Here is a 12,611-nt window from a genome sequence, read left to right as displayed (position 1 = left end):
TTCTCCGCAACGAAAGACCGTCCCCGCGCGGGACGGCACGAGGCCCGCTGATGGAACGACTGATCGAACGCGGGCTGTTTGCCAGCCGCTGGATGATGGCGCCGATGTATCTGGGACTGGCGCTGGCGCTGGTGATCCTGGTCTGGATCTTCCTGATGGAGCTTGTGCGCTTCGTCATGATCGTCCCGGCGATGACCGTCAACGACGCCATCCTGGGCGTGCTGGCGCTGATCGACCTCAGCCTGGCGGCGAACCTTCTGCTGATCGTGATCTTCTCGGGCTACGAGAACTTCGTCAGCCGGATGGACCTGGCCGACCATGTCGACCGCCCCGACTGGCAGGGCGAGGTCGATTTCTCGGCCCTCAAGCTCAAGCTGGTGGCGTCGATCGTGGCGATCTCGGGCATCCATCTGCTCAAGGTCTTCATGGATGTGGGCCAGTACGATCCCGAACAAATCCGCTGGATGGTGATCATCCATCTGGTCTTCGTCATCTCGGGCGTGCTGCTGGCGACGATGGACTGGATCGCCAACCACGCCAAGACGCTGAAATATCGCAGGACTCCGTCCTGACGACCGCACCCCCCGCTGGATCGCGGCACCGCCCGCCTCCGGCATTCCCCTTCCCAATAAGGCATCGCACCACCGTGGACCACAGGCCTGACCCCATCCGCCCCCGCATCACCCGGGAGGCGGTCCGATGATCGAGGCGCTTCTGCTGTTCCTGGTCGGAACGCTCGTCATCCTGGCGATCATCGCCGCCAACGGCTATTTCGTGGCCCAGGAATTCGCCTACATGTCGGTCGACCGCACCCGGCTGGCCGCCAAGGCCGCCCAGGGCGATCTGGCCGCCAAGCGCGCGCTGGCCGTCACCCGGCGCACCAGCTTCATGCTGTCGGGCGCGCAGCTGGGCATCACCGTCACCGGCCTGCTGGTGGGCTTCGTGGCCGAGCCGCTGGTCGGCCAGTCGCTTGGCACCCTGCTGGGCGGCGTGGGCGTGCCCACGCAGGTGGGCGTCGCCGTGGGCACCATGGGCGCCCTGATCGCCGCCACGATCATCCAGATGATCTTCGGCGAGCTTTATCCCAAGAACCTGGCCATCGCGAACCCCGAGCCGCTGGCGCGCGGGCTGGCGCGGTCCACGCTGATCTACCTGACGGTCTTCGGCTGGCTGATCGCGCTGTTCGACAAGTCCGCCAACCTGCTGCTCCGCGCCCTGCGGATCGAGCCGGTGCATGATCTGGACGTCACCGCCTCGGCCGACGACCTGCCCCGCATCATCGCCGAGTCGCGCGACAGCGGCGATCTGCCGGTCGAGCTGTCGCTGATGATGGACCGCATCCTGGACTTTCCCCAGCAGGACGTGGAACACGCGATGGTCCCCCGCTCACAGGTCGATTGGGTCAGCCCCGACACGACCCTGGACGAGCTGCGCGGCCTGATGGCCCGCGCCCATACCCGCTATCCGGTGATCGACGACGAGGACACGCCCGTGGGCGTCGTCCATCTGGCCGACCTGCTGGCGCATGGCACGCTGGACGGCACCGTCGCCGCCGTGATGCGCCCGCCCACCGTCATGCCCACGCTGATGCTGCTGCCCGATGCGCTGGCCCTGCTGGCCGCGTCGGAAAACCGCCTGGCCTGCGTGATCGACGAATATGGCGGCTTCGCCGGCGTCCTGACGCTGGAGGATCTGGCCATGGAGATCGTTGGCGAGATCACCGACGAGCACGACGAGGCCTCGGGCGACGGGCTGATGCCCGACGGCGAGGGCGTCTGGATCATCGACGGCGACGTGCATCTGGACGAGGTCCAGCGCGCGATCGGCCAGGACCTGCCGCGCGGCGATGTGGAGACCCTGGCGGGCCTTCTGATCGCCGAGGCGGGCGCCCTGCCCGCCCAGGGCGACCTGGTGACTGTCGACCTGCCCATCGACCCCGCCGAGCTGGTGGTGACCGACCCCGTCCGCTGGCGGCTGGAGGTCGAAGTGCTGCGCGTCGAGCGTCACGTGCCGACCCGCCTGCGCGCCCGCCTGATCCGAACCGCCCTGACCGAGGATGACCGATGAACGACCCCCTGATCGTCACCCTTGTGACCGTCGCGCTGATCGCGCTCAGCGCGCTGTTCGTGATCATCGAGTTCGCGCTTCTGGGCGCCCGCCGCCACCGGCTGGAGGAGCTGGCGCCGACGAAACGGTCCGCCCGCGCCGCCCTGCGGGGCATGAACGACCTGACCCTGATGCTGGCCGGCGCGCAGCTGGGCATCACCGTCTGCACCTTCGCGCTTGGCGCGGTGACCAAGCCCGCGGTCGATGCCTGGCTGGGGCCGGTGCTGATCGCCTCGGGGATGCCGGTCTGGCTGGCGGGCGGCGCGTCCTTCGGCCTGTCGATGTTCTTCGTCACCTTCCTGCATCTGGTGGTGGGCGAGATGGCCCCCAAGTCCTGGGCCATCGCGCATCCGGAACGTTCCGCCATGGCCATCGGCCTGCTGTCGCGCGCCTATATCTGGCCGCTGCGCCCGCTTCTGTCCTGGGTCAACCGGCTGGCCAACCGCCTCGTGCGGGCCAGCGGCGTCGAGCCGGTGGAGAAGGCCGCCGTGGGCGGGCGCGACGCGGCCACCATCCGCCAGCTGGTCGAGCACTCGGCCCATGCGGGCACGCTGGAGCCGGGGATGCAGCGCCAGCTCTCCAGCCTAATCGACCTGGGCACCCTGCCGGTGGCCTCGCTGATCGGGACCGCACAGATGGGGGCCGCCCCGATGCAGGTGGCCGCCACGGCGACCGTCGCCGACATCCGCGCCGCGGGCCGGCTCACGGGCCACATGCGCATCCTGATGGCGGGGCCTGACGGCGCGCCGCCCGCGATCGTCCATGTCCGCGACACGCTGCTGCTGCCCCCCGAGGCCCCGGTGGCGCAGATCGCCCGGCAGGCCCTGGAACTGGCCCCCGCCATGCCGGTCTACGAGGCGCTGCACCGCATGCGGGGCGCCAGCGTGCAGCTGGCGGTCATCATGGAGAACGGCAGGCTGCTGGGCGTGCTGTCGCTGTCCGACATCGTCAAGCAGGTCCTGCCCGTCCGGGCAGGCGCCAGCCGGTAACGCCCTGTCCTTTCAGGCAATCCCGGGCCGGGAGAGAGACCTATGCGCAGGTCTCCGCGTTGGCAGGCCAGTTCCCGCCAACACCCGGCCCCAAGGTTGTCATGATCAAGTTCGTCTGCCTGTCGCTTCTGTCCCTCGGCTTGGCCGCCTGCGCGCCGCAGGCCCCGTGCGAGACGCTCTGCATGAGCACCCTCGTCGAATACGAGCCGGGGTTCGCGCCGCCCGCGCGGCCATGAGCCCGCTGGCGGCCCGTGGCCCGTCGGCCCGCATGACACGCGGCTGCAGTTTTCGCGTGACTTGATGCCCGTTCAGGGTGAAACATTCAGTTCAGATCAACCTGGACGGGATGACCGATCATGCTGCAGACCCGCCTGACCGGCATCCTCGCCGCCTGCCCGCTGATGCTGCTGGTCGCCGCCTGCGCCCCCGCGATGGCGCCGACCGCCTCGGGCGGCGTCGACATCGCGGCCTCGGCCCCCGGGATGGCGCGATGCCGTCCCACCACGTCGGACGAGCAGAGGTCCGGTGCAGAGGCCACGAACACGATCCGCGCCCGGTCCGGCCTGCCCTCGGTCGCGCCGAACGACACGCTTTCGCAGGCCGCCGCCCGCCATGCCTGCGACATGGCCGAGCGGGGCCGCATGACCCATGTCGGCTCGCAGAGCCGGGGGCCCGCGCAGCGCGTCAAGGCGCTCGGCTACCGCCCGCAGGTCACCGCCGAGAACATCGCCGCCGGCCCCTTCGATCTGGACAACGTGCTGGCCGCCTGGAACGCCTCCTCGGGCCACACCGCCAACATGCTGATCCCGCAACTGCGCGAATTCGGCATCGGGCAGGCCGTCGGATCGGACGGACGGACGCGCTACTGGGCCGCCGTCTATGCCGCGCCCGCGGGGCGGTGAGCGGGCGGGGCGGATGCCGCCGCATGGCGCCGGCATGGCCCGACGGTAGCGTGTCCGCGCCTGCAATCGGTTGACGCCCCTGCTGTCGAGAGACAATTGTCGGGCCAGGGGACAACGGAGGACATCATGAGCCACCCACTTTTCGACCTGACCGGACGCCGGGCGCTGATCACCGGATCGTCGCAGGGCATCGGCCTGGCCCTGGCGCACGGTCTGGCCGAGGCGGGTGCGCAGGTGGTGCTGAACGGGCGCGATGCCGCGAAGCTGGCGCGGGCCGCGGACCGGATCCCGGGCGCGCAGGTGCTGGCCTTCGACGTGACCGACCATGCGGGCGTGCGCGCGGCCGTGGACGGCTTCGAGGCGGAGCACGGCGCCTTCGACATCCTGGTGAACAACGCCGGCATGCAGTTCCGCGCGCCGCTGGAGGAGTTTCCGGCGGACGCCTTCCAGCAGCTGCTGCAGACCAACGTGGCCTCGGTCTTCAATGTCGGTCAGGCGGTGGCGCGGCACATGATCGGGCGCGGCGCGGGGCGGATCATCAACATCGCCAGCGTGCAGACGGCCCTCGCGCGGCCCTCGATCGCGCCCTACACGGCGACGAAGGGCGCGGTGGGCAACCTGACCAAGGGCATGGCCACCGATTGGGCGCGCCACGGATTGACCTGCAACGCCATCGCGCCGGGCTATTTCGACACGCCGCTGAACGCCGCGCTGGTGGCCGATCCCGAATTCACCACCTGGCTGGAGAAGCGCACCCCCGCCGGACGGTGGGGCCGGGTCGAGGAGCTGGTCGGCGCCTGCGTGTTCCTGGCCTCGGACGCGTCCAGCTTCGTGAACGGGCACGTGCTCTATGTCGACGGCGGCATCACGGCGTCGCTGTGACCCTGCGCGTCGTGATCATGGGGGTCAGCGGAACCGGCAAGACCAGCGTCGGGCAGGCGCTGTCGGCGCGGTTGGGCATCCCCTATCTGGACGGCGACGACCTGCATCCGGCGGCGAACGTGGCCAGGATGGCGGCGGGCATTCCCCTGACAGACGCGGACCGCTGGCCCTGGCTGGACCGGGTGGCCGCGATGCTGGACAGCCGCGCGCCGGTCATCATCGGCTGTTCCGCCCTGCGCCGCGCCTATCGGGACCGCCTGCGCGCGGGCGCCGGGGGGCCGCTGCGCTTCCTGCACCTGACCGGCCCGCGCGCGGTCATCGCCGCCCGCATGGCCGGGCGCGCGGGGCATTACATGCCGCCCGCCCTCCTGGACAGCCAGCTGGCGACGCTGGAGGTCCCCTCCGCCGACGAGGCCATACCCCTCGACATCACGCAACCGCTGGAGACGCTGGTCGAGGCCGCCGCCGCAGCCCTTCGGAAAGGCCCCTGACGACCCGGACCGTCGCCCGAGCAGCGCCGCCGCTGCCGGGGCTGCGAAATCATTCCCGGGGCTTGGTCGCGGTGCGACCGTCCCAATCCGATCTTCCTATTTTCAACTTGAAGATGAATTGGGAATTGAAGTGCTGACGGAATGACTTTCGACAGCACATTTCATCAGGTTTTAAACGACGCGTCCAATTCATCTCCGGATTGCATCACGCACCGCCCGGTTAACCTCACGAAGCGGTGTTTACCCTGCCCCTGCAGGCTATTTCGCCCCTCGAACCTGTTCGAAAAGTCAGGTTCGAGGAGACTAAACCGTAGGGTATAGGGGTTTCAGGTATTTCCCCAGTAAGAGGTTTCCCGTGCAACCGTTGAATGACCAGAGAAATCTTCGCGCCTGTGTTTCGGCCGATGACCTGCGCTTGATCCTGTCCGCCGTTGGCGCCTATGCGCATAACCGTGAGTATCGCGAATTGATCGAACGCCTTGAAACGAAGGCCGTAAGCCTGGGCATCGTCCAGATGCGCAAGACCAAGTAATCTTTCCCGGCCAGGCCGCCCCGCGCCAGGGTGCGGGACAGCCTTCGGCAATTGTGCCCGTCGCCTGGCACGCGGGCCCTTCCGGAAGGCTCGGCAGACCACCGCGCACCGCCCTGAACTGCCGTCGCAGAATCGCGTCTCGGGGAATGTTCCCACGGGGCGCGATTTTCTTTTGGCAGAATTCCGCTTCGATCGGCCCGGATTGCGGGGTCGGTCGGCAGGTATCCGCCAGATGCACCGGTCTGGGCACCTCAAGGGGCGGACGAGGCTGGACCCTGATCCACCGACCCGCGATTCTCTAAAAATACTGAACAAATGAAGTGACTTATGAACGTTTCCGAATTCGGCCGGCCGTATTTCCTGATAAATCCGCACCCCGCGGGAACGCACCTTAAACTTGTGCGTTATGTGTCTTTTACAACCTAAACGCGTAAAATTTGAGCCGCCCCCCTCCCGAACCGATTGGTTTGTTGGTATCGCTCGCCCTGCAGACACATCATCGTGACAGGGATACATCGTATGGGCGACACGACAGACCTGAACATCATCAACCTGCAGGTCGAGGCGCGCGATCGGATCGCCGCCGACAAGGCGAACGGCAGCTATGAGGCGAACCTCCGGGCCGACAGCAAATACTACCTCTGGCAGAGTGAGTTCCAGACGGTCCCCGTCGGCATGCATGAAAGCCCCGAGCTTTACGCGACCGGATTGCGGGACTCGCTGCCCCTCGTCACGACCCTTCGGATCCCCTTCAACCTGCACAGCTTCGACGCCCGGGGCAATCTGGATCCCGATTTCGAACGCTTCCTGAGCGCGGCCGCCAAGGAGGGGTTCACCTTCATCTTCGGCCAGTTCGAGGGCGACGCCCAAAGCCTGGACGTCAGGGGTCCGAACCAGCTTGGCCAGGCGCGCGACGCCCTGACGGGGCCGGTCTATGACAAGATGGAAGCCGCTTGGACCGACATGCTGAACTGGCTGGACCGGCATCCCGACGTCGACCGCGCGGTCTATGGGCTGGAGGTCATCAACGAGCCCGCCGCCTACAACCAGGCCACCTTCCTGGCCGAGGCGCGCTGGCCCGCCCTGCAGGAATTCGTCACGCTCTATGCCGAGCACATGGTGCAGCTGGGCCAGATGATCTCGGACCGCTCGGACGCCAAGGTCCTGGTCGGCGGCTGGAACTATTCCGGCCAGTTCGGGGAGCTGGAGCGCGTCCAGATGGGCAATGTCACGGCTCTGGACTATATCCGCGACGGGCTGGGCGACGATCTGGTCTGGTCGGCGCATTGGTATCCGGGCTGGAACGAGACCCAAGGCATGTCCGATCCCGACGAGGTCCGCGCGGTGCTGGACCGGGTCTTCCGCCCGATCCTGGGCGACGCGATCATCCTGACCGAGACGAACGCCCCGGGGGAATCCGCCTACAACCTGCGCCACGAGAATGCCGAGGTGCGCGGCCTGACCGCCACCTACGAATGGTTCGCCGACAACGGCATCTCGACCGCCTGGTTCACCGGCAGCCAGTACGGCGCCTCGGTGCTGTCGCGCATGGATGCCGACGGGACGCTGCGCTTCGTGCAGCAGGCCAGCTATGCCGCCGCCCATGATGCGATGACGCTTGGCCACGAGGACCGTGCTCATGCCGCAGGCGAGGTGGTCCGCCCGACCCTGATCGAGGGGTGGCTGCGCAACCAGACCAGCGACCCGGATTACGACCCCCGCAATCCCTTCGACGCGGCGCGCTTCCTGGGCCTGGGCGTCGGGCATGGCGGCAACGACACGCTGATGGGCCATGCCCAGGCCAACAACTTCCTCTATGGCGGCACCGGCAACGACATGGTGATCGGCAACGGGCTGGACGACTTCCTCTATGGCCAGGACGGCAACGACGTGGTCGATGGCGGCGGCAGCGGCCATGACCACCTGTTCGGCGGGCGCGGCAACGACACGCTGATCGCGGGCGACGGGGTCACCCAGATGCACGGCGGCACCGGGGCCGACAGCTTCGTGCTGCATCCGCGGGGCAAGGCGATCGTCGTCGATTTCGACCCCTCCGAGGGCGACAGCTTCAGCATCGACGGCCTGTCCCTGACCCGGGCCCAGTTCATCAGCAATGCCCGCAGCGTGAACTGGGACAATCACGGCGCCCGCGACATGGTCGTGACCCTGCCGGGGGGCGGCTCGATCACCTTCGTGGGCATGGGCGAGCGCATCCAGGACGTGGCCTCCGCCCTGCGCGCCCCCGGCGCCGGGGTCGACCGGCCCCAGCCCCAGCCCGCGCCCGAGCCGCAGCCCGACCCTCAGCCGCAACCGGCGCCCCAGCCCGCGCCGCAACCGCAGCCCCAGCCGCAGGTCCCCGACCTGCCCTCGCAGAACGGCGGCGACGGTGACAACCGCGACAACCTGATCCGGGGCGACTGGCGCGACGACATCATCCGCGGCAATGGCGGCAATGACGTGATCTTCGGCCTAAACGGCAACGACCGGCTGTCGGGCGACGCCGGCAACGACACGCTGCATGGCGGCCAAGGCGACGACCTGCTGTCCGGCGGCAGCGGCAATGACCTGATCCTCGGCGACGGCGGCAACGACACGCTGAACGGCGATGGCGGCAACGACACCCTGCGCGGCGGCCAGGGCAACGACCTGCTGCAGGGCGGCGGCGGCAACGACCTGCTGCAGGGCGAGGGCGGGAACGACACCCTGTCGGGCGGCAACGGCAACGACATCCTGTCCGGAGGCCTGGGCAACGACCTGCTGCGCGGCGACAACGGCAACGACGTCCTGCGGGGCGACAGCGGCAGTGACACGCTGGACGGCGGCGCCGGGGCCGACACCCTGCACGGAGGAGAGGGCAACGACCTGATCCGCGGCGGCAGCGGCAACGACGTCCTGTACGGCGATGGCGGCAACGACCGTCTGGAAGGCGGTCCGGGCCGGGATCTGGCCCATGGCGGCGCCGGTGCGGACATCTTCGTCTTCACCGCCACCGGGCGCGGCGACATGCTGACCATCGCCGATTTCCGCACCGGCCAAGGCGACATGCTGGAGATCGAGGCCAGCCTTCTGGGCAACGCCGCCTCGATCGGCGCCCTCCAGCAGCGCATCACCGTCAGCCGGGACGGCACGCTGATCGAGTTCGCCTCGGGCAGCAGCATCCTGCTGGAGGATTACTTCCAGCGGCTGACGGGGGACAATGTGGAGTTCATCTAGGGCCGGGGCCCGGGATCGACAGGGATCGGCCGTGGCGGGGGCGATGGCGGAAGGCCGCACTTGGGGCCGGCAGTGCCGCCCGCCACGGCGATGTGCCTCCGGGTGATCTGCAGGTGAAGTGGGGTCCCTGCCCCGCACATCGTGGGAAAGCCACAATGCCGATCCGGCGCGATGGCGTGACCTGTCTACGCATGTCCAAGACGACCTGCCGCAGACGGGGCCGCGACCCAGATGGGTATCGCCGAGGACAGCGCGAGGCCCTTTCCGTCCGCCCCGGATCTTTTTGAGGGACGAACGGAAGCCGTTGTTGCCGGTATTCCTGGCGCGCCGTCTGACCCAGCTCCCGTCGCAGAGTTCAAGGCGGACGTTCCTGCCTGCCGCCGCGAAAGGCAGGAAACGAGCCCTGAGCGGTCCTTTGAACAGCAACCGATCTTGCGGCGTGTCTACGCCGGGATGACGGCAATTGCGCGTCGCGCCCGGAAGCACCCAGCCGACAGGGCAAGTGCGGCAAAGCACGTCACTGCCAGCCCCGCACCGGGACCCGCCATCAGGATCCCGAAAACCGGCGCGCCGGCGGTCTGACCCACGGCCATCGTCAGGAAGCCGATCATCAGGCCGGTGGCCGGACGGTCGGACAGGGCGCGCACCCCCCAGATCAGGTAGACCCCCGTGACCGTCACGTAGGCAGCTCCGAACAGGGCGCCCCCGATCAGCGCAAGTGCGGGAGTGGCGATGCTTGAACCAACCGCAAGGATGCAGCCTGCCATCAGCCCCAGGCACGCCAAATGGACGCGATCGAGACCGAACCGGTTGACGAGGGTGCCTGCCCAAGCACCGGCGATCCCGCCGAGGCCGATGCAGTTCCACAGGATGCCGGCCCCGGTCGGCCCCCAGCCCAGGCGTTCCGACACGAGCTGGCCGCCGAAGGACCAGAGCGCGGTGCTGGCCGCGCCCATCAGGAACGAGGCGGCAATCAGGCGCAGGACAGGCCCGGTCATCGGTGGCAGGCCGCCCGCGCTCTTGCCGCCCCCAGATGATGGCAGCGACACTGCGGCGGTGACGGCAAGCACGACCGCAACGGCGGTGAACGCGCCGAAGGCCAGGCGCCACTGTCCCGCCATGGCAAGGGCGACCGCCCCCGACACAGCCACCCCCGCGCTTGTTCCGGCATTGATCGTGGTGTTCGTCGCGTCCTGCCGGCCCTTGGCGACGGCGGCGGCGACGGCCGCGGCCATGGGTGGCGAGGCAAGGCCCGTGCTGAGACCGGCCACCATCACGGCGCCAGCCAGGACCATGGGGGACGGCGCAAGTGCGATCCCCGCCATGCCGACGGCCGCAACGATGGCCGCGGCGGTCGCGATCGCGCGCGCCCCGATCCGCTCGGTCAGCACGGCCGAGGCGATGATGGCGACGCAATAGCCTGCGAACGCGCCACCCGAGATCAAGCCGCTCAAGGAGGGCCCGAGGCCCAGATCCCTGTCGATCTGCGGCAGGAACAGGCCGAAGGCGAACCGGGCGAAGCCGTAACAGACCGCGATCAGACCGAAGCCCACGGCACCGATGCGCAGCGCCGGGGTCATGTCCGCGCCCTCTCGACCAGGATCGCTGCCGCCGCCCGCGCGGCCGAGACAGCCTCATCCCCCCGATAGACCGCTGCATGCGTGGCTCCCTCGAAGAGGACCAGCACCTGTTCGGTCAATGCCATATCGTCACGGCCCAGATCTTTCGCGACGATGCCGCCGACCCGCTGCCGGAATGCCGCCTTGTGGGCCGCAACGGCCTCGGCAATCTCGGGTATGGCGCCGCCCGTCTCGGCATGGGAGCGGAGGAACAGGCATCCCCGCGCACCCTCGATCCGAACCCAGTCCTCCAGAGCGGCAAAAAGCGCGTCCACGCTGTCGACATCGATACGGACCATGAAGCGCCGGTCGCGCTCCGCCAGCACCCGGCCCATCAGCTGCGCCTTGCTGCCCGCGTGCTTGTAGAGTGTCCGGCTCGACATGCCTGCAGCCTCGGTCAGGCGGTCCATTCCGGTGGCCATGTATCCGTGCCGGTCGAAGAGCCGCTCGGCGGCGGCGTTGAGCTTGGGTGCGCTTTCCATGTCCAGAATGTAAAACGTTCGTTTTACATTTGCAACCGGGCCGGACCCTAAGGCCGCTGCGTCCCGCACAGCTGCCGCGAGTGAAGGCCAGATGCTTATGCCAAATCCTTGCGATCGTCAAGGAAGCGTCGGTGACGATCACCGGATCGCGGATTGCCCGCTCGACCACGATGCTCCAAGCAAAAGACCATCAGGCCAGCTTCCCTGTGGCCAAAGGCGTCGCCGTTCCTGACCACTTGAGGGCGGTTCCTGATCGTGAAGCGCCTTGGGAACAGCAGGCACCTTGGCTTTCCGGCGCCGTGCGCTCTTCGCTTTCTCCGGTACTCAGGGGAAGCTCCCTAATTAGCAAAAGCCGGCAGATTATGGCTGTCGCCTCTCGGAAAGGAGCTCACCACCGCCCGGAGCATCCGACCGGCACCACAGCAACCAACCAATCCGCCGCCATGGCGCGCAAGACTGGCGGATCGGTCGGCAACGTCACGATCATCAAGGCTGCGGAAACGGCAGGCGGGCAATTGGCCGATGGAGAATGGCGGCGCATACTCCGGGATGCATGCTGGGGAGGGAGCTCATGGACCTGATGGCGCTTGTCCGTTCGATCGAGGAACTGCTCTATGAGATCGCGTCATGGGTCCTCTTCTTCCCGCTGACGCTCTGGAAATGCGTTCGGCACCCCATCCGGATGATGCGGTACGGCGCGTCCGAACTGACCGACAAGACCGAGCACCGCTTTGCCGAGGCGCTCAGCCCACCGATCCTCCTGATTCTGACGCTGGCCCTTCTGCACCTGATCGAACTGCCCCCGCCGGAGGAACTTGCCAGGGCCATGTCCTGGCTGTTCGAGGATGACCGGAACCTGCTGATCTTCCGTGCCGGCATCTTCGGACTGCTGCCGCTCTTCTGTGCCGTGCTGGACCTGCGCCGGAAGGGCGCGGCGGTGACGCGGGAGACGCTGCGGCCCCCCTTCTACAGCCATTGCTATCTCGCCACGCCTTTCATCCTTGCGGTCGACCTTGCCTTGATCGCCACACGGCTGCCGATGTCCGGCGTCCCTGCCATCGCCCTGATGGCCGGTGCCGCAGGCTGGTATGTCAGCGCCCTTGCGGTCTGGGCCCGACGCGAGGCCGGCATCGGCATGGTCCATGCCCTTGCAAGCACGGTGGCCACCCTCGTCGCCTTTGTCCTCATCCTGGTCCTTGGCCTCTACGCGCTGATCGCCGCCTCCGTGACGTGATGCGCGCCCGCAGGCGGAGACACTGCACCGTGCGGAAACGCCGGGGGGCAAAGTTCGTGTCCTTGTGCCGCGGCGGCGTCAGCGTCATCTTGCGCCCCCCGTGTGCAGGCGCGCTTGTCCGGCGGTGGGCGACGGTCTCGACCCGCTTCGCGATATAGATA

At 68.1% G+C, this 12,611-nt stretch carries 12 protein-coding genes; 10 read left to right on the top strand and 2 right to left on the bottom strand.

Annotated elements, in window-relative coordinates:
* Positions 1-50: 50 nt before the first annotated feature.
* The 8 genes from E4191_RS06300 (at position 51) to E4191_RS06270 (ending at position 9,115) form a co-directional block, all read left to right on the top strand.
* Entirely contained in the window at positions 51-572 is a 522-nt protein-coding gene (locus E4191_RS06300; protein ID WP_135312650.1) for a TIGR00645 family protein, read from the top strand.
* 127 nt (positions 573-699) lie between these two features.
* Positions 700-2,067, top strand: coding sequence for a hemolysin family protein (locus tag E4191_RS06295; RefSeq protein ID WP_135312649.1), 1,368 nt, complete (start codon positions 700-702; stop codon positions 2,065-2,067).
* Entirely contained in the window at positions 2,064-3,095 is a 1,032-nt protein-coding gene (locus tag E4191_RS06290; protein ID WP_135312648.1) for a CNNM domain-containing protein, read from the top strand. Before E4191_RS06295 ends, E4191_RS06290 begins: the two co-directional genes overlap by 4 nt.
* Positions 3,096-3,196: 101 nt before the next feature.
* Complete coding sequence (locus tag E4191_RS24540; protein WP_269436665.1) at positions 3,197-3,331, top strand: hypothetical protein; 135 nt, start codon at positions 3,197-3,199, stop codon at positions 3,329-3,331.
* 120 nt (positions 3,332-3,451) lie between these two features.
* The gene (locus tag E4191_RS06285) at positions 3,452-3,997 is read left to right on the top strand and encodes a CAP domain-containing protein (RefSeq protein WP_228461607.1); all 546 of its coding nucleotides are present in this window, start codon (positions 3,452-3,454) and stop codon (positions 3,995-3,997) included.
* Positions 3,998-4,123: 126 nt separating this feature from the next.
* On the top strand, positions 4,124-4,879 hold the full coding sequence (locus tag E4191_RS06280) for an SDR family oxidoreductase (protein ID WP_135312647.1): 756 nt from the start codon (positions 4,124-4,126) through the stop codon (positions 4,877-4,879).
* On the top strand, positions 4,876-5,370 hold the full coding sequence (locus E4191_RS06275) for a gluconokinase (RefSeq protein WP_228461605.1): 495 nt from the start codon (positions 4,876-4,878) through the stop codon (positions 5,368-5,370). The genes E4191_RS06280 and E4191_RS06275 overlap by 4 nt, the downstream gene beginning before the upstream one ends.
* 1,051 nt (positions 5,371-6,421) lie before the next feature.
* Positions 6,422-9,115 (top strand): calcium-binding protein, encoded by a 2,694-nt coding sequence (locus E4191_RS06270; RefSeq protein ID WP_135312646.1) that lies wholly within the window; start codon positions 6,422-6,424, stop codon positions 9,113-9,115.
* Between the two features lie 443 nt (positions 9,116-9,558).
* Here E4191_RS06270 and E4191_RS06265 read toward each other — a convergent pair whose 3' ends face one another.
* Together E4191_RS06265 and E4191_RS06260 are read right to left on the bottom strand one after the other, a co-directional pair.
* Positions 9,559-10,695 carry an MFS transporter gene (locus E4191_RS06265; protein WP_135312645.1) on the bottom strand — a complete coding sequence of 379 codons (1,137 nt, stop codon included), beginning with the start codon at positions 10,693-10,695 and terminating at the stop codon, positions 9,559-9,561.
* Entirely contained in the window at positions 10,692-11,216 is a 525-nt protein-coding gene (locus E4191_RS06260) for a TetR/AcrR family transcriptional regulator (RefSeq protein WP_135312644.1), read from the bottom strand. The genes E4191_RS06265 and E4191_RS06260 overlap by 4 nt, the downstream gene beginning before the upstream one ends.
* 131 nt (positions 11,217-11,347) lie before the next feature.
* Here E4191_RS06260 and E4191_RS06255 point away from each other — a divergent pair, with 131 nt between their 5' ends.
* Both E4191_RS06255 and E4191_RS06250 read left to right on the top strand, forming a co-directional pair.
* On the top strand, positions 11,348-11,797 hold the full coding sequence (locus E4191_RS06255; RefSeq protein ID WP_135312643.1) for a hypothetical protein: 450 nt from the start codon (positions 11,348-11,350) through the stop codon (positions 11,795-11,797).
* Positions 11,788-12,450, top strand: coding sequence for a hypothetical protein (locus tag E4191_RS06250; RefSeq protein ID WP_135312642.1), 663 nt, complete (start codon positions 11,788-11,790; stop codon positions 12,448-12,450). The genes E4191_RS06255 and E4191_RS06250 overlap by 10 nt, the downstream gene beginning before the upstream one ends.
* Positions 12,451-12,611 lie beyond the last annotated feature (161 nt).

The organism is Paracoccus liaowanqingii (assembly GCF_004683865.2).
Lineage (GTDB): Bacteria > Pseudomonadota > Alphaproteobacteria > Rhodobacterales > Rhodobacteraceae > Paracoccus > Paracoccus liaowanqingii.
Note: the sequence above shows the minus strand (reverse complement) of the source record. Positions and strands in the feature narration are given on the sequence as shown.

What these genes read in the sequence shown, in the direction of transcription:
- E4191_RS06295 (WP_135312649.1), top strand. Translation starts at nt 700, where the DNA reads ATGATCGAGGCGCTTCTGCTGTTCCTGGTCGGAACGCTCGTCATCCTG.
- E4191_RS06250 (WP_135312642.1), top strand. Translation starts at nt 11,788, where the DNA reads ATGGACCTGATGGCGCTTGTCCGTTCGATCGAGGAACTGCTCTATGAG.
- E4191_RS24540 (WP_269436665.1), top strand. Translation starts at nt 3,197, where the DNA reads ATGATCAAGTTCGTCTGCCTGTCGCTTCTGTCCCTCGGCTTGGCCGCC.
- E4191_RS06290 (WP_135312648.1), top strand. Translation starts at nt 2,064, where the DNA reads ATGAACGACCCCCTGATCGTCACCCTTGTGACCGTCGCGCTGATCGCG.
- E4191_RS06280 (WP_135312647.1), top strand. Translation starts at nt 4,124, where the DNA reads ATGAGCCACCCACTTTTCGACCTGACCGGACGCCGGGCGCTGATCACC.
- E4191_RS06265 (WP_135312645.1), bottom strand. Translation starts at nt 10,695, where the DNA reads ATGACCCCGGCGCTGCGCATCGGTGCCGTGGGCTTCGGTCTGATCGCG.
- E4191_RS06285 (WP_228461607.1), top strand. Translation starts at nt 3,452, where the DNA reads ATGCTGCAGACCCGCCTGACCGGCATCCTCGCCGCCTGCCCGCTGATG.
- E4191_RS06270 (WP_135312646.1), top strand. Translation starts at nt 6,422, where the DNA reads ATGGGCGACACGACAGACCTGAACATCATCAACCTGCAGGTCGAGGCG.
- E4191_RS06260 (WP_135312644.1), bottom strand. Translation starts at nt 11,216, where the DNA reads ATGGAAAGCGCACCCAAGCTCAACGCCGCCGCCGAGCGGCTCTTCGAC.
- E4191_RS06300 (WP_135312650.1), top strand. Translation starts at nt 51, where the DNA reads ATGGAACGACTGATCGAACGCGGGCTGTTTGCCAGCCGCTGGATGATG.